A 20,153-nucleotide genomic window follows, 5' to 3' on the forward strand; every position below is an offset into this window, starting at 1 on the left:
AGCAAATTATGGCCTCCTGCAGCCGCTACTTCAATCGCTCGTTTTGAACTCTCTTGACCCATAACATCTTCATAGTCTAACTCTTCATTGATTAATATCTCTACATCACTCTCTTGTTGATAAGGCATTAAGTCCTTATAGTTCAAAAAATTCACTACTTGCTTTAAATTATCTAGAGGAAATATCTTTGCAGATTTAACAAGACTACACTCTTTTGCATTGCTCATCGGAACGATAAACTTTTCAATACTGTTTTCTATTCCTTCAATTACAACAGGTAATGAGCCCCTTACTTTCTTCAATTGACCAGACAGTGATAGTTCTCCTATAAAAAGATAATCATTAATATCACTAACGTTTATTTGTTTAGTCGCAAGCAAGATACCAATAGCTATTGGTAAATCAAATAGAGATCCTTCTTTTTTCAAATCTGCGGGTGCTAAATTTATAGTTATTCTATTTACCGGGAAATCAAAACCAGAGTTTAGTATTGCAGAGCGTACTCGTTCTTTTGATTCTTTAACTGAAATATCTGCAAGGCCAACAATGTTTAAAGCAGGTAGCCCGCGAGTTATATCAATTTCGACTGTAACTATAATTCCTTTTATTCCTGTAAATGCAGCAGACATAATTTGTATTGCCATATTATCACCTATACCCTTATTATTTCTTATTTCATAATTATTGACATAATAGTTGATAAAATAACTTCGAGTAAATTTATTATTAAATAAGACATATTTTTATTTACTATTTAATACATATTCCTAACCCTAACTATGCAATCCAAGCAATATAAACTTCACTTATTTATAACTAATGTATTGCTTTTTATTTTTATTTAATCTAATATTAGTATGTATATAAATTATAGGAATTTATGGAAGGATGTTTTTGCATGAAGTCTTACAATAAAGATATCGGAGCACTCGGCGAGAATATATCAGAAAATTATTTAAAGAATTTAGGATATAAGATTTTGGACAGAAATTTCAGATGTAAATGTGGTGAAATAGACCTAATAGCAGTGAATAAAAACTATATTTGCTTTATTGAAGTTAAAACTAGATATGGAATAAATTATGGGATTCCAGCTGAGTCAGTTATTTATTCTAAGCAACAAAAAATTTATAAAACAGCTCAAGTATATATTATGATGAAAAATATTGTTAACTCCAATTTTAGATTTGATGTTATGGAAATCACACTTAATAATTATAATAATGATTTCACAGTTAACCATATTGAGAATGCTTTTCCGTTATAGTATTTAATCTTAAAAACTAAAAAAATCACAAATGCACCTCTTAAACCCAAAATTCACTTGTAAATTTTTTGTCAATTATTAATCTATTCTCCCAAAATATTTTTCAAAAAACTTTTCCTATGTATTGGAATAATTCCATTTTCTTTTATTGCAAGTACATGTTCTTTTGTGCCATAACCAACATTTCTATCAAAACCATAATTCGGATATTTGTTATGATACTGTACCATAAGTTCATCTCTATATACCTTTGCAATTATAGACGCACAAGCTATGCTTACACTTTTTGTATCTCCTTTTATTACAAATTCATTTAAATTAGTAAAGTTTTTTATTTTATACCCATCAGATAAAACCAAATCAGGTTTAATATTGAGTCCCGCGCATGCGTCCAAAAATACTTGATTGTTGCACCATCCAACTCCCTTTTCATCAATCTGTTTATTGTCAATTTCAATAATTTTATAGGCTAAGGCTTTTTCTTTAATAATATAAGATAGTTCTTTTCTGCAAGCTATTGATATTTTTTTAGAATCATTAGCTCTTAGGATTAGATCTTTATCCTTTACTTTTAAATCTAATATCACTGCTGCTGCAACTATAGGACCAGCTAAAGGCCCTCTTCCCACTTCATCAACTCCAGCTACATATTTATAGTTTCCAAAACTTCTATCAAACTCGTACATTTTTTTTACTCTCTGAATTTCCTTGTCTTTTAGCTCAAACTTTTTAGATATCTTACTACCTAATTTTTGAACAGTTTTCCGATTGTCTTGTAATAGCAGATTTATTATATTTCCTCTGTCACTATCTTTGATAACGTTTTCAATATTTCCTATATTCAACATGTATTTACAAATTTCACTATAACTCATATTTGAAATATCGATATTAAAATCCATGATATTCCCTCCTTAATACTTAGGGGCATAAAAATAAATAACAAGTCAAAGATGCGACGGCTATTTACTTCAATGTCCCTTACTTAAAAGTCTTAATTAGGCATCTTAAAGATATCCTTAGCTCTTACTAATTATCTTTTAAGATGCCTATATACTTTCGCTCAAAAATTTATATCTGTTATTTCTATACAAAAGATTAAATTTATTCTACTCTTTCTAAAGATATAGCTCCTAATTTTCCACCTCTAAATTCATCTAAAAGCATAACTGCCACTCTATTATAGTCAATATTACCCTTAGATATTACAGATCCCCTTTTTTTAGCTATATTATCTAAATTGTCTATAGGGTTCTCCATAATTTCATCAAGTTTATATCTTTCCATTAGCCTCTGTCCATTATTAATTTGAAGTCTTTCTACTAATCTAAGTGCTAATTCCTCTATATCTATGACTTCATCTTTTACCGCACCTGTAAAGGCCAAATTAAGTCCAACTGTCTCGTCTTCAAATCTAGGCCATAATACACCTGGAGTATCCATTAGCTCTATTCCTAAGCTAGTTTTCACCCATTGCTTACTTCTAGTAACCCCTGGTCTATCCCCAGTTTTAGTAGCACTATTTTTCCCTAGTTTGTTTATAAAAGAAGATTTACCAACATTAGGTATACCAACTACCATAACTCTCGTAACAATATTCACTAACCCTTTTTTCCTTTGTCTATCATGCTTTTCTCTCAATAATTCATCAAGAGTAATCTTTATCATTTTTAGGCCTTGACCCGTAATACAATTCACAGCGAGTGGCCTTACATTCGCAGTTGTAAGTTTTTCTATCCATTGTTTAGTCACTTTATCTTCAGCTAAATCACTTTTGTTTAATAAAATAACTCTAGGCTTATCTTTGCAAATTTCATCTATTTGTGGATTTGCACTTGATTTTACTATTCTTGCATCTCTAATTTCTATTACAGCGTCAACAAGTTTTAAACTCTCTTGAATTTGTCTTCTGGTCTTCGCCATATGACCTGGAAACCAATTTATCGTCATTGCCATACTTATCTAATCCTCCCCATTTTATTGAATGGATAAAGCCTTATAATCGCTTTACCTTCCAAAAGATTGAGTTTTACAAACCCTACATCACTGTTACGACTATCTTTACTGAAATTTCTATTATCGCCAAGAACAAATATTGAATCCTTAGGTACTATAGCTTCATCATAGTCTCTCATAATACTTTCATTTTTATAATACTCATTAATAATTTTGCCATTTATGTATATTATATTATCGCTAATTTTAACTTTATCTCCAGCAACTGCTATAACTCTTTTTATTATTCTCTGTCCTATGTCAGCAGGATACTTTATTACTACAATATCATTTCTCTTAGTAGGTATTATTCTATATGATACTTTTTCTAGTATTAATTTATCATTGTTTTGAAGCGTCGGAAACATAGATTCACCATTTACGGTTACTATTTGAAATATGAAATTTATAATAAACACAGCAATTACAAGTGAAATTGCTGTAGATTTTACTACCTCAAAAACTTTTCTTGTCAACATTAACACCTACTTAATAATCCACCAAAATGGATTAATCTACTAAAGTAGCTTAATCTACTAAAGTTATTTTTGCCACTAAATGTTAAAATGTAAAAAGGGACTTTTCAGCCCCCCTGTCTTATCTCATTCTTTCTTTAACTTTTGCAGACTTTCCAACTCTATCTCTTAAGTAGAATAGTTTAGCTCTTCTAACTTTACCAAGTCTTACGACTTCAATTTTATCAATTACTGGAGCGTTTACTGGGAATGTTTTTTCAACACCAACACCAGATGCTACTCTTCTTACTGTGAAAGTTTCTCTTAGGCCACCATTTTGTCTCTTAAGAACGGTTCCTTCGAATACTTGGACTCTCTCCTTGTTACCTTCACTAATCTTGATGTGAACCTTAACAGTATCACCTACATTAAATACTGGTAAATCAGTTCTGATTTGTTCTTTTTCTATATCTCTTATAATTTCTAACATGTGCATTCCCTCCTAAAATTTTATTGTGACGTTCATGCCTATTATAATATGACAGAGGACCGCCCGTACTAGCACAAATTACATTCTATCATAAATATATATATATATCAACATAAAAATATCTTTTATGCTCATATATAAGCTATTTTTAGCTTTACATAAACCTTTACGCTTTCTCCTATTTTGCGTCAAATGCCTTACTTAATAGTTTTTTATCTTCTTTTGTAAGGACAAGTTTTTGAAACAAATCCGGCCGTTTTTCTTTAGTTATTAAAAGCGACTGCAATCTTCTCCACTTTCGTACATTTTCATGATGTCCCGATGTCAATACCTCTGGAACGTTCATGCCTTCAAAACATTCTGGTCTTGTATAATGAGGATACTCGAGTACTCCATCATAAAAAGACTCTTCTGTAAAACTCTCACTGCAAGATAGTACCCCTGGAATTAGCCTACAAATACTGTCCACTATAGGAATACATGCCATTTCTCCACCAGTCAAGACGTAATCACCTAATGAAATCTCCATATCTATATAGTCATATGTTCTCTCATCTATACCCTCATAATGCCCACATACAAATATTATTTCTTTTTCCGCGCTAAGCTGTTTTGCAATATCTTGTGTAAAAGTTTTACCCCTTGGTCCCAAAAATATTACTTTTCCTCCATTATGTAATTTGACATCCTTAATAGAGTCAACTAAGGGTTGAGCTAGCATAACCATGCCCGCTCCGCCACCGTAAGGAGTATCATCTACTTTTTTATGTTTGTTCATTGCATAATCTCTAATATTGTAAGGTGTTATATCCAATATATTTTTTTCTATGGCTCTTCCTATCATACTATAATTAAAAACATTAAACATTTCAGGAAATAGAGTTAAAATATCTATTTTCATTCTTGCCATTCTTTTACTGGCTTAATTATTATTTCGCGTTTATTAATATCTATACTAACAACAATATCCTTAAGAACTGGAATAAGTACTTCTTTATTTCCCTTAACCCAATATACATCATTACCTGGCGTACTGAGAACGTCATATACTTTCCCAAGCTCTTCTCCCAAATCATCGAAAACGCTGCAATCTATCAAATCAGCCACATAATAGCTACCCTCTGGCAATTCAAGAGCATCCTCGCGACTAACCATCAAGTACTTATTTCTATATAATTCTGCTTGTTCTATACTATCTATGCCTTCAATTTTAAGTATTGCTCTATCTGATTGAAGTTTACACCCTTCAACTTTTCTAATCTCACCATCTATATACACACTTTTTAATTCTTTAAATCTTTCAAGACTGTCTGTTAATGAAAAAACTTTAACTTCACCCTTTAATCCATGTGTTTTACCAATCTGACCTACACTCATAAAATCTTTCATTTAAACTCCTCCTTCCACACTTACTTATATGAACAATTATAACTTTAAAATTATAATTTATTTATTTGAATTAACCTAACGTAGAAATCTCAACATTTAATTAAAATAAGAGTTAGGCAGAACCTAACTCTTACTTTATTTCAACAACTACTTTTTTATTTTCTTTAACAGCAGCTGCCTTTACAACGGTTCTAATAGCTTTAGCTATTCGCCCTTGTTTCCCTATAACTTTCCCCATATCCTCATGTGCTACAGATAATTCAAGAACTACTGTATGCTCATGTGCCACTTCGTTTACTACCACCATCTCAGGTTTATCAACTAAAGACCTTGCCAATACTTCAAGTAACTGTTTCATGGAAAACTCCTCCATTCATTACTTACAAACTTTTCTAGTTGACTGCTATTTTGCTAAGTAATCTTTTAACTGTATCAGAAGGTTGTGCACCTTTTTTTATCCAACTAGCTGCTTTTTCAACATCAATTTTAATAGTAGTTGGTTCTGTAGTTGGGTTGTAGTATCCTATTTCTTCAATAAATCTTCCATCTCTAGGAGATCTTGAATCTGCAACTACTACTCTATAAAATGGAGCATGTTTAGCACCCATTCTTTTTAATCTTATTTTAACTGCCACGTATATCACCTCCTTAAATGTAAATTCTGTAATTTTAAAATTAGTTCTATTAAAAAGGTAATTTACCAAACATACCTTTTTTACCAGGTTTTTGGGATCCCTTTGCTTGCTTCATGAATTTTTTCGCCATCTCAAAATCTTTTAACACCTTATTTACTTGTTGTACTAAAGTTCCTGATCCATTAGCAATTCTCTTTTTTCTAGAAGAAGAGCTACTAATCAAATTAGGATGTTTTCTTTCTGATGTAGTCATTGATTTTATGATAGCTTCAACTTTTGCCATTTCTTTTTCACTTTGAGATAAATCTATACCCTGCAATTCTTTTTTGTTAACACCGGGCATCATTTCAACCAATTTATTTAGTGGTCCAAGTTTCTTCATTTGTTGCATCATTGCTAAATAGTCCTCTAAATTAAATTCTTGAGAAAGCATCCTGCTACCAAGTTCTTTTGCTTCATCTTCATTTATGGATTGCTGTGCTTTTTCTATTAATGAAAGTACGTCACCCATACCAAGGATTCTTGATGCCATTCTATCTGGGTAGAAAACTTCTAGATCATTCATTTTTTCGCCAACACCAACAAATTTTATAGGTTTGCCAGTCATTGCTTTGATAGATAATGCAGCACCACCTCTTGTATCTCCATCTAACTTAGTCAAAATCACTCCAGTTATATCTAGCTTTGAATTAAAACTATCTGCTACATTAACTGCATCCTGACCGGTCATGGAATCTACAACAAGCATTATCTCACTTGGCTTCACACTTAATTTTATATTTTGAAGTTCCTCCATTAGATTTTCATCTATATGAAGTCTTCCAGCTGTATCTATTATAACTACATTATTACCATTTTCTTTGGCAAATGCTAAGGATGCTTTTGCTATATCTACAGGACTCACCTTGTCCCCCATAGTAAATACCGGAACTTCAATTTGTTTTCCTACTACTTGCAATTGTTTAATTGCAGCTGGCCTATATACATCACAGGCAACTAATAATGGTTTTTTATTTTGCCTTTTCAGTGAAAGAGCAAGTTTTCCACCCATTGTGGTTTTACCAGCACCTTGAAGACCCACGAGCATTATAACTGTTAGCCCTTTTGTAGAAAATTCTAATTTACTTTCTGAATTGCCCATTAAACCAGTTAACTCATCATTAACAATTTTAATAACCTGTTGACCTGGTGTTAAGCTTTCTAATACTCCATTACCTAAACATTTTTCACTAACATTTTTCACAAAATCCTTAACTACTTTATAATTAACATCAGCTTCGAGCAACGCTAATTTTACTTCTCTCATAGCATCTTTAATATCTTTTTCGGAAAGCTTACCCTTACCCTTTAATTTTTTCATGGTAGCCTGTAACTTAGAAGATAACCCTTCAAATGCCATAATAAACCTCCTAAATATTCTCAATAATCTGATTTTTTATTTCATATATAAGCTGATTCATTTTTTCATCTTTTACATTAATTTGCAAATTATTTAATTCTGATATAATGATTTTTAAGGTTTCTTTAAGTTCATGATCTTTATTCGATAATTTTAACTTTTCCTCATATACTAAAAGCATCTTTTCACATCTTTTAATAGTATCATGTGTAGCTTGCCTGCTAGTATTATTTATCTCTGCTATCTCAGATAAGGACAAATCATTATTAAAATATAAATCCATTATATTCTTCTGCTTTTCGGTAAGCAGTTCACCATAAAAATCAAATAGTAGGGAAATTTCAAATCTTTTTTCCATTTCATCACCTACTCACAAATCATATAATATCAGAGTTTAATTGCACTGTCAAGTAGTTTTACTTAACAGGCAAATATTTTTGTATAAATTAAAGTCTAGAATTTAGATTTTAGAATAAAGCTTCTACGAAATCTCTTGCATTGAATTCTTGTAAATCATCTATGCCTTCACCAACACCTATATATTTAACAGGTATATCAAGTTGTCTTTTTATTGATATTACAACACCACCTTTAGCAGTGCCATCTAGCTTTGTAAGTATTATACCATCTATAGGGCATATTTCCATGAATTGTTTGGCTTGTTGTACACCATTTTGCCCTGTAGTAGCATCAATAACTAGTAAAGTTTCCATATGCGCTTCACTGTATTCACGCAGAATAACCCTGTTTATTTTTGCTAATTCATCCATGAGATTTTTCTTATTATGAAGTCTACCTGCCGTATCACAAATTAGCACATCAACTTTTCTTGCTTTGGCTGCTTGAACAGCATCAAAAACTACAGCAGCAGGATCAGACCCCTCTTGATGTTTTATTAAATCAACGCCTGCTCTATTGCTCCAAATTTCTAACTGTTCAATAGCTGCTGCTCTAAATGTATCTGCTGCTGCAATTAGAACTTTATATTTCTCAGCTTTTAGTGTTGCAGAGATTTTACCAATGGAGGTAGTTTTTCCAGCTCCATTAACCCCAATTATCAAAATTACCTTTGGTAGATCTTTAGGCTTTATTGAATTTTCGTCGCTTCCCAATATATCAATTAAAACTTCTTTTAAGCAAGGTATAATTTCTGCTGGGTCATTTATTTTATCTTCCTTCACCTTTTTTCTAAGTTTCTCAATGACAAGAATGGAAGTCTCTACGCCTATATCTGATGTTATTAATATTTCTTCTAGTTCCTCATATAATTCATCATCAATTGTAATTGCCAAGTTTAATACTTCACTAACTTTTTCTGTAATACTATTTCTAGTTTTTGTTAGTCCATCTTTTAATTTATCAAAAAATCCTCCAAACATTTCTATTCCTCCTTGTTTGTCTCTGGTGTCACAAAACAACGGTTGTTTTGCAACCTCCCCTGCAGATATCAATAGGTTATATTTATTTTACTTATTAAAATCTACAGACACTATTTTTGACACACCCTTTTCCTCCATGGTAACGCCATAAAGTACATCTCCAGCTTCCATTGTTCCTTTTCTGTGAGTTATTATAATGAACTGAACATTATCCGAGAATCTCTTTAAGAATTCTGCATACCTAACTACGTTTGCATCATCTAGTGCTGCCTCAATTTCATCTAAAATGCAAAATGGTGTTGGCTTCATCTTCAAAATAGCAAATAATAATGCAATTGCAGATAAAACTTTTTCTCCACCTGACATTAAACTTAAGTTTTGAAGTTTTTTCCCTGGGGGTTGCACGTTAATATCAATTTTAGCTGTAAGTTCATCGCCTTCAGTAAGTATTAAATCTGCACTTCCGCCTTTAAATAATTCCATGAATGTTTCATTAAAGTTCTGTCTTAATATAATAAAATTTTCTGCAAATATTTCTTTCATCTTATCAATCATTCCACATATTACCGTTAATAATTCATTTTTTGCAAGAACCAAGTCTTCCTTTTGACCATCCATAAAAGTAAATTTTTCTTTAACCTCTTTATACTCTTCAATAGCACTTACATTAACTTTTCCAAGCAGTGATATAGCACCTTTCAATGCTAATATTTCCTTTTTTAGCTTATCAATGTCATCAATTTCATTTTCAAATTGAAGTGCTTCTGCATATGTTAGTTCAAAATCTTCATTCAATTTTTGATAGTAATTATCTTTTTCCATTCCTACTTTTGCAAGAGCTAATTCACATTTATATAAATCTTTCTCGCTTTTTTCTAGCATTAGCGAAACATTATCTAGCTGCTCAACACTTATTTTTATTTTCTCTTTAATTTTAATTCTTTGGATTTCATTATCTTCAATGTTTTTTTCCGTTTTTTCTAATATAGCCTTTATTTCATTTACTTTTCCTTGCGCATTTTGAATTGAATGAGTACTTACATTCTTATTTTTCACTGCTTCCTCTATTTCACTAGAAGCTATATTTATTTTTTTATTATCTACTAACATTTCTTCATCTAGCCTTTGAATTTCAGAACTCTTATTGTGTATTATTTCATCAATTTTGGCTTTTTTTATCTTAGCATCAATAATTGATTCTTTTATATTCTCAATTTCTTGCAATTTATCTTTTAATTTCAATCCGATTTTATTGTAATTTTGCTGTATTTCATCTTTTGCGCGCCTAAATTCAGTAATAGATATATTCTTTTTTTCGATTTCTTTATTGCCAGATTTAAGTTTATTCTCTTCTGACAATTTTTCAGTATCTAATGACATTATATTATTTTCAAGTCTAATCATTTCATCTCGCACTGCATTAATTTTAGCTTCTATCTTTGTTACTTCAATATTTTCTGAGTAAACCTCATCCTTTAAGTTCGTGTTTTCTTGATCTAATCTTAAAATTTCAGATTTACTTCGTTTTACTTTTTCTAAGTAAATTAGTAATTCCTTTTTTAACCTATCTAAATCTTTAGCCAGTTCTTGTATCTCTCTTTTCCTGCCAATTATACTAGATGTCTTTGAATATATACTCCCACCAGTTAATGATCCACCAGGGTTTACCACTTCTCCAGAAAGTGTAACAATTTTATATCTGAAATTGTTCTTTTTTGATATTTGTAGAGCTGAATCCATATCTCTACATATAATGGTCTTGCCTAAAATAGATGATATAACTTCACTAAATTCATCCTCAAATCCTATTAGCTTACTTGCAATTCCAAGAAAGCCAGGATTGCTTCTAGTTTCATTATCAATGATAAGCTTTTTGCCCTTAATAATGTTCAAAGGCAGAAATGTAGCCCTACCAAGATTATGTGTTTTTAAATAATTAATTAATATTTTAGCCACTGTTTCATCTTTAGTTATTATGTGTGATATGGCGCCACCCAAAGCAATTTCTATAGCTATTTCTAAATTCTTTTCAACCTTAATAATCTCTCCAAGTACAAAACATTGATTAATATTACTTACTTTACCCTCATTAATATGCCCAATTAAATATTTTACTGATTTATTATATCCTTCATGTTTTTTTTCTAAAGTCATTAATACATTAAAATTAGCTTCAGTCTTGTTAATTTTTAGATTACAGTTTTTCATAGTTTGATCATCAGTGCTTAAAATATTTTTAAGATTTATAATTTCCTTCTTATTCTCCGAAAGTCTGCTTTCGTAATGAACTATCTTTTCTTTAAATTCTTTCATTTGGCTTTCAAAAATTATTTTTGTATTTAAATTAATTTTTATTGAATCACCAAAGTCTTGAACATTATTTTTCAAAAAATCTATTCTTCTTTTTGAGCTATCCATATTATTATTCAATAGTAATAAATCATTGGTAATTAAAATAGTTTTCTCATTGTTTTTTTGTTCTTGCTGTTTAAGCATTTTATCTTCAGTACTTTCAATTTCTATGTTTTCTTGAATAATTTTAATTCTTATATCTTCAGATTTAATTTTTTCTTCTATTTCTATTTGAGTATTTTTTATACTATTTAAAGAATTCTCTAAATCATCAAGGTTGCATTCAAATTTTGAAAGTTTTTTATGAATGATATCTCTTTCATTCGTTGTCTTGTCAATTACCTTTACTAAATTTTCTATTCTTTCATTTAGAATGTTTATTTCCGAAATGGTATTTTGGTAAATCAGTTTTTTATTGTAATATAGTTGTTTTTCTTCTTTATTTTTATTTTCAAATTCTTCAAATTCATTGTTCCAGTATTCTACATCTTTCTTCAACTGGTTTTTCTCTTCCGTACTCACTATAACTTCTCTATTTAATTTAGTACATTCCTCTTTTAAGCTTTTAACTTTTTTTTCAACTTTATTTATAAAATCAATAATTATGCTAACTTCTTTACTTTTTAATTCTTCAAAAAGTTTTAAAAATTTCTTTGCTTTTTCACTTTCATTCTTTAATGGTTCTAGTCTTTCTTCGTAAGTACTTAAAATATCTTTTATCCGAACCAAATTCTGCTGGGTGTTTTCCAATTTCTTTTCTGCTTCTTCTTTTCTTGTCTTAAACTTAACAATCCCTGCAGCCTCTTCAAACAATTTTCTTCTTTCTTCAGTTTTCCCACTTAAAATAGCATCAATTTTACCTTGCCCAATAATTGAGTATCCTTCTTTTCCTATACCCGTATCCATAAAAAGCTGTTGTACATCTTTTAATCTACAGGATGTTTTGTTTATTAAATATTCACTTTCTCCAGAGCGATATAATCTTCTCGATATGGTGACATTAGAATAATCAATATCCAGTTCGCAATCACTATTATCCAAAGTAAGGGAAACCTGTGCGAGACCAACTGGTTTCCTAAACTGTGTTCCTGCGAATATGACATCCTCCATTTTATCTCCTCTTAGGTTACGTGCACTTTGCTCACCAAGGACCCATCTAACAGCATCAGAAATATTGCTTTTACCACTACCATTAGGTCCTACTACTGCCGTAATACCCTTCTTAAATGTTAATTCTGTTTTATCTGCAAAGGATTTAAATCCTCTTATTTCAATAGATTTTAAGAACATGGGAACACTCTCCTATTTTACCTAAATAACATTGGCAATACAAAACTTAAAGTAAAAATTATAACTACAATATAAATCAATGTCTTTGTATATTTTTCTCTTTTTTTCTTTTTCATAATTCACCTCATATTTTATTTTTTTGAAATTTTCTTTAATATGTAAAAATAAAAATATATATTATCATATATCCACCTCAGCGTAGTATATACTTTATTTAACATGCTTGTGGATAGAAATTATATATCTAATAATGAACCTTATTACATTATCTAGTTTATAGCATTTAAATGAAAATATCAATTGCTACACCGTATATATATAAATTAAGAAAACCGTGCATGCACGGTTTTTCATCTTTGCTCAACTATGAATTTTATAGCTGTTCTTTTTTCTCCATCTATGGATATTTCCACAAAAGCGGGAATCACTACCAAATCAATACCATTTGGCGCAACAAACCCTCTAGTAATGGCAATAGCTTTTACAGCTTGATTAACAGCCCCTGCCCCTACAGCTTGTAACTGTGCAACTGGATTACACCTTAAAACTGCAGCTAATGCTCCTGCTACGGATTTAGGTTGTGAGTTCGCTGATACTTTTAATACATCCATTATATATTACCCCCTACTGAATACATTATTACAAATACTATAACCCTATATTCTATAGAATAAATTAAAATCCTTCTTTATACTTTGTGGACACATATTCATATATAGTCATAATAATACATTTTTCGTTCATACATATACCGATACTTCCACGTTCAATTGTAATATCTTGAGATACATCTATTGAAATTGTGCTTATTTGTTTCTTTATGTCTTTAAAAAAGCTTTTACCATTAGCATAAAGTTTCGAAATATCCTTTGGATTTATTTTTACTAAAACCTTATTAATAGTGTCACTTTTTAAATTTTTCATAATAACAGTATATAATAAATCATTATATATCCCGCCTTCAACGAGCTCTCTAAATGCAGGGTGAAATGGTCCTGCAACTAAATCATTGCCTTCCGAGATTTCTTCAGTTGGCTGTAATCCTATCCTAATCACATTTATTCCACTTGCAACCATCATAATGTAAATAATCTTACTTATATTTACCGCTTCAGCTAAGGAATAAGGTTTGAATGTTTGATTCATATACATCCTTTCCATAGGTGTATCTTTAATTACAAGTGCAGGATATATTCTACAAATATCTGGTTTAAGTGTAATAACTCTCTTAGCTGTCTCGATATCTTTACGTATATTATCCCCTGGGAGTCCTATCATAACTTGATGCCCTAAGATAAAACCATACTGCTTTATAAGTTTTGAAGCAATCTCTACATCATTTGCAGTATGTCCTCTCCCAGATTTTAATAGTACTTCTTCATCCATTGACTGAACTCCGAGCTCTATAATATCTACAGAATATTTTTTAAGATTACACAATATATTATCATCAATATAATCTGGTCTTGTAGATAATCTAATGAATTTTATTTTATTATTATCTTTGAACTTCTTCGCAACAGTTAAAAGTTCTATCTGCTTTTCTATTTTTATAGCTGTAAAAGTTCCTCCAAAGAATGATATTTCAATAATTGCATCTTCACCATTTATTGTTTGAAGATATTCATTTACTGTTTTTTCCACATACTCTGCATCAACTTTTACTTTTATACCTGTTATGCTATCTTGATTGCAAAATACACATTCATGTGGGCAACCTTCATGTGGAACGAAAATAGGAATAATGTAATGCAAATTACTCATGCACATCCTCCTGACTCGCCATAAATTCTTTGGCTGCGCTTTGCTCTGCTTCTTTTTTACTGTACCCTTGACCTGAGGCTTCTATCCTCCCATTTATTAATAAATCAACAAAAAACTTCCTTCTATGCGGTGGCCCCTCAAATTTTACATGTTCATAGCAAATATCTGCTTCTCCATTTCTCTGCAATATTTCCTGAAGTTTAGTTTTATAATCCAAGATTATCTCATTGCTAATTGCTTTTTCCATGGTTTCTTTAAAACTTGCAAGTATAAATAACTTAGAATATTCTATCCCTTTATCCAAATATATAGCAGCAATTACCGCTTCAACACAATCAGCCAATATTGAAACTCTATTTCTACCGCCAGTAATTTCTTCACCTTTACTCATATTCATGTACATTCCAAGTTCCCATCCGTTTGCAATATCGCATAGTGAGTTTTCACAAACAATTAGGGACCTGATTTTTGTTAAATATCCTTCATACTTTTCTGTAAAATTAGAGTATAAGTATTCGGATATTACAAGTTGTAACACCGCATCCCCTAAGAACTCTAGTCTTTCATTAAACTCAACTTTTTTTTTCTGATTTGCATATGAACTATGAGTTATCGCAGTTTTTAGTATCTCCTTATCAGTAAAATTCAATTTAAGTTTTTTCTCAAGTTCCTGTAATTTTATATCGCACTTCATAATAATTGCTCCTTTTAGGATGTTCATTAAAATATTTTTTCTTCATTATTTCTAACCATATTGTATATAATTGTCTTAATATTAATTCGCAAAATTTCTTCAAGTTTATTGTTCAATTTACCTAAGGCATCTGAAAGAAAATAACATATTTACTAGTTATTTTTGGGGTTTTCTTTTTATAGTAAATTCAAAAATAGACTTGAAAAAACTAAAGGCCCGCAGTACTGCGGCGCCTTATATTATTCTTCTGAGTGGGCTTTAATATATTCTACTACATCGCCAACAGTCATAATTTTTTCAACATCTTCATCAGGAATTTCTATATCATACTCTTCTTCAAGTGCCATTATTAATTCTACAATATCAAGAGAATCAGCTCCTAAATTATTCATAAAAGATGATTCCATTTTTATTTCTTCTTCCTCTATACTTAACTGTGATGCTATAGTAGCTCTAATTTTTTCAAACATAATATCTTCACCTCCTTACCTTCTTTAAGATACATGCCAATTATTAAAGTTTATATTTTTTAACTTTTTCATATTAATAGACTATTATAAGTTTCCATTTAAATTCTTTTCCTGCTCAGATAGTTTTTCAATTTCTAATTTTAATTTATCTACAACATTATTATCATAAAATATTGTAGCTTGTTTAATTGCATTTTTAAAAGCTTTAGCATCTGAACTTCCATGAGCTTTTATACAAATACCATTTACGCCTAAAAAAGCAGCTCCACCATATTCTTTATAGTCAAAATTCTTTTTAAACTTTTTAAAAACTGGTTTTAATAGCACCCCTCCAAGTTTAGTTCTAAAGGAACTCATTATCTCAGTTTTCAATATATCAAATATATTAGCAACTGCACCCTCATATAATTTTAAAATTACATTTCCTACAAAACCATCACAAACCAAAACATTAACTTCTCCAGTTGGAATTTCTCTAGCTTCCACGTTACCAACAAAGTTTAAGTTTGCTTCCTTTAGTAGTTTATAAGCTGATTTTGAAAGTTCGTTACCCTTTTCCTCTTCAGTTCCTATATTAACTAATCCAACAGATGGATTGTCTATTTTTAAAATGTTTTCAAAATATGTTTTCCCCATAAGTCCAAATTGAACTAAATAGTGAGGCTTACATTCTGCATTTGCTCCAGAGTCAATTATCATAAAAGGGCCTTTTTTGCCTGGCATTATTGGTGCCAAAGCTGGTCTATCTATTCCTTTTATTCTCCCTACTATAAGAGTACATCCAGCTAAAAAAGCACCACTGCTTCCAGCCGATATAATAGCATCTGCCTCTCCACTTTTTACAAGATTCAATGCTTTTACGAGGCTTGAGTCTTTTTTGCGCTTAACAGCCATTACTGGATGTTCACTTGTACTAATGACTTCTCTAGCATCAATAACTCTTATTTTATTACAATCATATGTATACTTCTTTAGCTCACTTTGAATTAAATCACAAGGACCAGTTATTAATATATCTACATCATACTCTTTTATAGCAACAACACAACCTTCAACTACAGCACTAGGAGAAAAATCTCCACCCATTCCATCTACAACAACTACCATTTTGAACCCTCACTTTGAATGTGTCTTATAAATAAACAAAGATATATGACTATATTTATATTATATACTATAGTGTGCAAATATTTCTAGTATTATTAATACTAGAATACAAATATAATTATATTTGCAAAATAAAAAGAAAGTCTTTCGACTTTCTTTTTATTTTGCTTCCATTGCAATAACTTCTCTATTTTTGTAATAACCACAGTTTTTACATACTCTGTGAGCAAGTTTCATATCGTGGCACTGAGGACACTCAACTATTCCTGGTAAACCAAGTTTAAATGTTTGCGCTCTTCGATTATCTCTTCTGCCTTTAGAAAATTTTCTAGCTGGATTTCCCATTGTAACACCTCCTTAATCAGTTAAAAACAACTCTTTTAATTTTGCCAACCTTGGATCAACATCGTCAATTCCACATTTACATGCACTATGATTAAGATTGATTCCGCACTGATGACATAATCCTTTACAATCTTTATTACAAAGTCTTTTTATAGGTAACACAGAAATGATATTATTTTCCACGACTTCGCTTAAATCTAATCTATCATCTTCAATGAAAATAATATCCTCATCTTCACTCTTTAGAGTTTTCGACAATCTTTCATTTAATTCAATATGTATTGAATGTGAAAAGGTCTCAAGACACCTAGAACAAGCAAGTAATAGTTCTGCCTCCATACTCCCAGTTAAATCCATTTCATTACCATTAGGTTTTAAAATAAGATGTAACTTAACTGGTTTAGAAAATTGTATAAATTCATTTTCATAGAAAAACTTATCTTTCTCAAACTCTAAATGAATTTCTTTTCTTGTTTTTTTATTACTGAATATTTCTGAAACATCTATTACCATACTATCCACTCTGAAAAACTAAATAATATTTAGTTTTTTCTCATATAAAGAAAATCATTATACCTTGTATAAAAAAAATTATACAGCTCGAGCAAAGCTTCGCGTCCCTCCTAACTAAATTGTTTTTTACATACATCAAACACAGACTATTATATAAACAATACAGTAAAAAGTCAAGATTTATTTATCATAAAAATTAGCAGTATTTTTTTATATTAAATCTAATGTATCTCTCGCAATTACTAATTCTTCGTTTGTTGGGATAACAAATATCTTAGTTTTTGAATCGTCAGTGCTTATTTCTGCTTCTATTCCCCTAATATTATTCTTTGACTTATCTATAACTGCTCCCAAAAATTCTAGTCCACTACATATCTGCGCTCTTGTTTCCGGTGAGTTTTCACCAAGGCCCGCAGTAAATACAATTGCATCTACTCCACCCATTACTGCAACATAAGAACCTATAAATTTCTTAACTTTATAGCAAAATACATCAATTGCGAGCTGTGCTCTATGATTTCCCTCTTTATATGCAGCGTCTTCTAAATCTCTAAAATCACTACTTACTCCTGATATTCCGAGTACACCAGATTTTTTGTTCATTATATCATTCACTTCATCAATCGTTAAGTCCATTTCTTTCATGATATATGTTATTATAGCTGGGTCTACACTCCCGCATCTAGTTCCCATAGCTATTCCTTCAAGTGGAGTAAATCCCATACTTGTTTCTACTGATTTACCATTTTGAATCGCAGCAGCACTTGCTCCATTTCCTAAGTGACAAGTAATTAATTTTAGCTCTTTTATGTCTCTTCCCATCATTTCTGCAGCTTTATCTGAAACATATCTGTGAGAAGTTCCGTGGAATCCATATTTTCTAACACCATAATCAGTATAAAGATCATATGGAAGTGGGTATATATATGCAACTTCTGGCATTGTTTGATGAAACGCAGTATCAAATACAGCAACCATTGGTACATTTTGCATCAATACTCTACAAGCATTTATTCCGATTATATTAGCTGGGTTGTGAAGAGGTGCAAGTTTTGAACATTCTTCTAAGCTTTTCATTACTTCATCATTAATTATAACTGATTTTGAATATTTTTCTCCACCATGAACTATTCTATGTCCAACAGCACCAATTTCTGATAAATCTTTAATAACGCCATGTGCTGCATCTATAAGTGCTCCAATTACCAATCTAATAGCATCTGTATGGTCTTTCATTGGCTCTTCAATAATGTATTTCTCTCCATTAACCTTTTGAGTTAATTTTGACCCTTCTATTCCAATTCTTTCTACTAACCCAAGTGCTAAGCATTTTTCATTTTCCATATTAATCAATTGATACTTAAGCGATGAACTTCCACAGTTTATAACTAAAATTTTCATTGAATTTACCTCCCTAAACTTATTTGTTCTAATTTTTAATTTATAAAACTATTTTCTGATTTGAGCTTGAACTGCAGTTACCGCAACAACATTAACTATATCTTCCACGTTGCATCCTCTTGATAAATCGTTTATAGGTCTAGCAAATCCTTGACATACTGGTCCAATAGCCTTTGCTTTTGCAAATCTTTGCACTAACTTATACCCGATATTTCCAGATTGCAAATCTGGGAACACTAAAACATTTGCATTTCCTGCTACAGTACTATTTGGTGCTTTTAGTTTTGCTACGCTACCAACAATAGCTGCATCTAATTGAAGTTCACCATCAATTTGTAAATCCGGTCTAGTATCTTTTGCAATTTTAGTAGCATCTATTACTTTGTCAACTAACTCATGCTTTGCACTCCCCATAGTTGAAAAAGATAACATTGCAACCTTAGGTTCAAAACCGCATAATAATTTTGCATTATCTGCAGTACTAATAGCTATAGCCGCTAATTCTTCTGCATTAGGATTTGGATTAACAGCAGCATCTGCAAATAAAAGCAATCCGTCTTCTCCATATTCATTATCAGGCAATTCCATTATAAAGAAACTTGAAACAACCTTAATTCCTGGTGCTGTTTTAATAATTTGCATTCCAGGTCTAAGTAAATCTCCTGTATTATGTATTGCTCCGGACACTAATCCATCAGCGTCGTTCATTTTAACCATCATGGTTGCAAAATATAAGCAATCTCGCATCATATCTGCAGCTTTTTCTAAAGTCATTCCTTTCTTTTTTCTTAACTCATAAAATTCCTTTGCATAATTTCCAGTTTTTTCAGAAGTTTTTGGATCTACAATTTCTATACCTTCAAGGTTAACACCAAATTTAGCTGCTTTTGTTTTTATTACGCTTACATCACCTATTAATATTAAGTCAGCTAATGATTTGTTTTTTATAATTTCACTCGCTTTTATGGTTCTTTCTTCTTCGCCTTCTGCAAGTACTATTCTTTTTTTATCAGCCTGCGCTTTTTTACATATTCCCTCTATAAATCCCATTCTTATTTCTCCTTCCTATTTTTGTTAACTTATTTGCATTAATAATATACACCATTAATACATATTTATAACATACACTAATAATATACTACTTTTCTGCTATACATTTCAACATAAAATAGTAAAATCCTTCGCATATATTATATTCGCAATTTTCA

Annotated in this window: 24 protein-coding genes; 1 reads left to right on the forward strand and 23 read right to left on the reverse strand. The window is 30.7% G+C overall.

What is annotated here, in order from left to right:
- Nucleotides 1–644 (reverse strand): magnesium chelatase domain-containing protein (locus tag JJE11_RS00680; RefSeq protein ID WP_291632320.1); only part of this gene is annotated, 644 nt, incomplete at its 3' end.
- Nucleotides 645–898: 254 nt separating this feature from the next.
- Here JJE11_RS00680 and JJE11_RS00685 point away from each other — a divergent pair.
- Nucleotides 899–1,267 carry a YraN family protein gene (locus JJE11_RS00685; protein ID WP_291632321.1) on the forward strand — a complete coding sequence of 123 codons (369 nt, stop codon included), beginning with the start codon at nucleotides 899–901 and terminating at the stop codon, nucleotides 1,265–1,267.
- An 83-nt stretch (nucleotides 1,268–1,350) separates the two neighbouring features.
- Here JJE11_RS00685 and JJE11_RS00690 read toward each other — a convergent pair whose 3' ends face one another.
- From JJE11_RS00690 to pta, 22 genes are all read right to left on the reverse strand, one after another.
- Entirely contained in the window at nucleotides 1,351–2,115 is a 765-nt protein-coding gene (locus JJE11_RS00690; RefSeq protein WP_291632346.1) for a ribonuclease HII, read from the reverse strand.
- Between the two features lie 256 nt (nucleotides 2,116–2,371).
- Complete coding sequence (gene ylqF / locus JJE11_RS00695) at nucleotides 2,372–3,217, reverse strand: ribosome biogenesis GTPase YlqF (RefSeq protein WP_291632347.1); 846 nt, start codon at nucleotides 3,215–3,217, stop codon at nucleotides 2,372–2,374.
- A gap of 8 nt (nucleotides 3,218–3,225) precedes the next feature.
- On the reverse strand, nucleotides 3,226–3,738 hold the full coding sequence (gene lepB, locus JJE11_RS00700; protein ID WP_291632348.1) for a signal peptidase I: 513 nt from the start codon (nucleotides 3,736–3,738) through the stop codon (nucleotides 3,226–3,228).
- A gap of 121 nt (nucleotides 3,739–3,859) precedes the next feature.
- Complete coding sequence (rplS, locus tag JJE11_RS00705; protein WP_291632349.1) at nucleotides 3,860–4,207, reverse strand: 50S ribosomal protein L19; 348 nt, start codon at nucleotides 4,205–4,207, stop codon at nucleotides 3,860–3,862.
- A gap of 178 nt (nucleotides 4,208–4,385) precedes the next feature.
- Nucleotides 4,386–5,108, reverse strand: coding sequence for a tRNA (guanosine(37)-N1)-methyltransferase TrmD (trmD, locus tag JJE11_RS00710; RefSeq protein ID WP_291632322.1), 723 nt, complete (start codon nucleotides 5,106–5,108; stop codon nucleotides 4,386–4,388).
- Nucleotides 5,105–5,596 carry a ribosome maturation factor RimM gene (gene rimM / locus JJE11_RS00715; RefSeq protein WP_291632323.1) on the reverse strand — a complete coding sequence of 164 codons (492 nt, stop codon included), beginning with the start codon at nucleotides 5,594–5,596 and terminating at the stop codon, nucleotides 5,105–5,107. The genes trmD and rimM overlap by 4 nt, the downstream gene beginning before the upstream one ends.
- A 130-nt stretch (nucleotides 5,597–5,726) precedes the next feature.
- Entirely contained in the window at nucleotides 5,727–5,954 is a 228-nt protein-coding gene (locus JJE11_RS00720; protein WP_291632324.1) for a KH domain-containing protein, read from the reverse strand.
- Nucleotides 5,955–5,988: 34 nt separating this feature from the next.
- On the reverse strand, nucleotides 5,989–6,231 hold the full coding sequence (gene rpsP / locus JJE11_RS00725) for a 30S ribosomal protein S16 (protein WP_291632325.1): 243 nt from the start codon (nucleotides 6,229–6,231) through the stop codon (nucleotides 5,989–5,991).
- A 49-nt stretch (nucleotides 6,232–6,280) separates the two neighbouring features.
- Entirely contained in the window at nucleotides 6,281–7,630 is a 1,350-nt protein-coding gene (gene ffh / locus JJE11_RS00730) for a signal recognition particle protein (protein WP_291632326.1), read from the reverse strand.
- Nucleotides 7,631–7,640: 10 nt separating this feature from the next.
- Nucleotides 7,641–7,988, reverse strand: coding sequence for a putative DNA-binding protein (locus tag JJE11_RS00735; protein WP_291632327.1), 348 nt, complete (start codon nucleotides 7,986–7,988; stop codon nucleotides 7,641–7,643).
- Between the two features lie 109 nt (nucleotides 7,989–8,097).
- Nucleotides 8,098–9,009: a signal recognition particle-docking protein FtsY gene (ftsY, locus tag JJE11_RS00740; RefSeq protein ID WP_291632328.1), complete on the reverse strand. Its 912-nt coding sequence runs from the start codon at nucleotides 9,007–9,009 to the stop codon at nucleotides 8,098–8,100.
- Between the two features lie 87 nt (nucleotides 9,010–9,096).
- Nucleotides 9,097–12,651: a chromosome segregation protein SMC gene (smc, locus tag JJE11_RS00745; RefSeq protein WP_291632329.1), complete on the reverse strand. Its 3,555-nt coding sequence runs from the start codon at nucleotides 12,649–12,651 to the stop codon at nucleotides 9,097–9,099.
- Nucleotides 12,652–12,668: 17 nt separating this feature from the next.
- A complete protein-coding gene (locus JJE11_RS00750) occupies nucleotides 12,669–12,767 on the reverse strand; it encodes a DUF4044 domain-containing protein (RefSeq protein ID WP_291632330.1) in 99 nt (32 codons plus the stop codon).
- 234 nt (nucleotides 12,768–13,001) lie between these two features.
- Nucleotides 13,002–13,262, reverse strand: a complete 261-nt coding sequence (locus JJE11_RS00755) for a stage V sporulation protein S (protein ID WP_291632331.1) — start codon at nucleotides 13,260–13,262, stop codon at nucleotides 13,002–13,004.
- 64 nt (nucleotides 13,263–13,326) lie between these two features.
- The gene (locus JJE11_RS00760) at nucleotides 13,327–14,415 is read right to left on the reverse strand and encodes a radical SAM protein (RefSeq protein WP_291632332.1); all 1,089 of its coding nucleotides are present in this window, start codon (nucleotides 14,413–14,415) and stop codon (nucleotides 13,327–13,329) included.
- Nucleotides 14,408–15,109 carry a ribonuclease III gene (rnc, locus tag JJE11_RS00765; RefSeq protein ID WP_291632333.1) on the reverse strand — a complete coding sequence of 234 codons (702 nt, stop codon included), beginning with the start codon at nucleotides 15,107–15,109 and terminating at the stop codon, nucleotides 14,408–14,410. The genes JJE11_RS00760 and rnc overlap by 8 nt, the downstream gene beginning before the upstream one ends.
- 239 nt (nucleotides 15,110–15,348) lie before the next feature.
- A complete protein-coding gene (gene acpP / locus JJE11_RS00770) occupies nucleotides 15,349–15,582 on the reverse strand; it encodes an acyl carrier protein (protein WP_291632350.1) in 234 nt (77 codons plus the stop codon).
- Between the two features lie 81 nt (nucleotides 15,583–15,663).
- On the reverse strand, nucleotides 15,664–16,686 hold the full coding sequence (plsX, locus tag JJE11_RS00775) for a phosphate acyltransferase PlsX (protein ID WP_291632334.1): 1,023 nt from the start codon (nucleotides 16,684–16,686) through the stop codon (nucleotides 15,664–15,666).
- 159 nt (nucleotides 16,687–16,845) lie between these two features.
- Nucleotides 16,846–17,031, reverse strand: coding sequence for a 50S ribosomal protein L32 (gene rpmF, locus JJE11_RS00780; protein ID WP_291632335.1), 186 nt, complete (start codon nucleotides 17,029–17,031; stop codon nucleotides 16,846–16,848).
- Nucleotides 17,032–17,043: 12 nt separating this feature from the next.
- Nucleotides 17,044–17,544, reverse strand: a complete 501-nt coding sequence (locus JJE11_RS00785) for a DUF177 domain-containing protein (RefSeq protein WP_291632336.1) — start codon at nucleotides 17,542–17,544, stop codon at nucleotides 17,044–17,046.
- Between the two features lie 210 nt (nucleotides 17,545–17,754).
- Nucleotides 17,755–18,945 (reverse strand): acetate kinase, encoded by a 1,191-nt coding sequence (locus tag JJE11_RS00790; protein WP_291632337.1) that lies wholly within the window; start codon nucleotides 18,943–18,945, stop codon nucleotides 17,755–17,757.
- 48 nt (nucleotides 18,946–18,993) lie between these two features.
- A complete protein-coding gene (pta, locus tag JJE11_RS00795) occupies nucleotides 18,994–19,995 on the reverse strand; it encodes a phosphate acetyltransferase (RefSeq protein WP_291632338.1) in 1,002 nt (333 codons plus the stop codon).
- Nucleotides 19,996–20,153 lie beyond the last annotated feature (158 nt).

This window comes from Clostridium sp. (assembly GCF_016650095.1).
GTDB lineage: Bacteria > Bacillota > Clostridia > Clostridiales > Clostridiaceae > Clostridium_AD.

Coding starts and splice junctions, on each gene's coding strand:
- JJE11_RS00685 (WP_291632321.1), top strand. CDS start 899: ATGAAGTCTTACAATAAAGATATCGGAGCACTCGGCGAGAATATATCA.
- JJE11_RS00690 (WP_291632346.1), bottom strand. CDS start 2,115: ATGTTGAATATAGGAAATATTGAAAACGTTATCAAAGATAGTGACAGA.
- ylqF (WP_291632347.1), bottom strand. CDS start 3,217: ATGACGATAAATTGGTTTCCAGGTCATATGGCGAAGACCAGAAGACAA.
- rplS (WP_291632349.1), bottom strand. CDS start 4,207: ATGTTAGAAATTATAAGAGATATAGAAAAAGAACAAATCAGAACTGAT.
- trmD (WP_291632322.1), bottom strand. CDS start 5,108: ATGAAAATAGATATTTTAACTCTATTTCCTGAAATGTTTAATGTTTTT.
- rimM (WP_291632323.1), bottom strand. CDS start 5,596: ATGAAAGATTTTATGAGTGTAGGTCAGATTGGTAAAACACATGGATTA.
- JJE11_RS00720 (WP_291632324.1), bottom strand. CDS start 5,954: ATGAAACAGTTACTTGAAGTATTGGCAAGGTCTTTAGTTGATAAACCT.
- ffh (WP_291632326.1), bottom strand. CDS start 7,630: ATGGCATTTGAAGGGTTATCTTCTAAGTTACAGGCTACCATGAAAAAA.
- JJE11_RS00735 (WP_291632327.1), bottom strand. CDS start 7,988: ATGGAAAAAAGATTTGAAATTTCCCTACTATTTGATTTTTATGGTGAA.
- ftsY (WP_291632328.1), bottom strand. CDS start 9,009: ATGTTTGGAGGATTTTTTGATAAATTAAAAGATGGACTAACAAAAACT.
- smc (WP_291632329.1), bottom strand. CDS start 12,651: ATGTTCTTAAAATCTATTGAAATAAGAGGATTTAAATCCTTTGCAGAT.
- JJE11_RS00750 (WP_291632330.1), bottom strand. CDS start 12,767: ATGAAAAAGAAAAAAAGAGAAAAATATACAAAGACATTGATTTATATT.
- JJE11_RS00755 (WP_291632331.1), bottom strand. CDS start 13,262: ATGGATGTATTAAAAGTATCAGCGAACTCACAACCTAAATCCGTAGCA.
- JJE11_RS00760 (WP_291632332.1), bottom strand. CDS start 14,415: ATGAGTAATTTGCATTACATTATTCCTATTTTCGTTCCACATGAAGGT.
- rnc (WP_291632333.1), bottom strand. CDS start 15,109: ATGAAGTGCGATATAAAATTACAGGAACTTGAGAAAAAACTTAAATTG.
- plsX (WP_291632334.1), bottom strand. CDS start 16,686: ATGGTAGTTGTTGTAGATGGAATGGGTGGAGATTTTTCTCCTAGTGCT.
- rpmF (WP_291632335.1), bottom strand. CDS start 17,031: ATGGGAAATCCAGCTAGAAAATTTTCTAAAGGCAGAAGAGATAATCGA.
- JJE11_RS00785 (WP_291632336.1), bottom strand. CDS start 17,544: ATGGTAATAGATGTTTCAGAAATATTCAGTAATAAAAAAACAAGAAAA.
- JJE11_RS00790 (WP_291632337.1), bottom strand. CDS start 18,945: ATGAAAATTTTAGTTATAAACTGTGGAAGTTCATCGCTTAAGTATCAA.
- pta (WP_291632338.1), bottom strand. CDS start 19,995: ATGGGATTTATAGAGGGAATATGTAAAAAAGCGCAGGCTGATAAAAAA.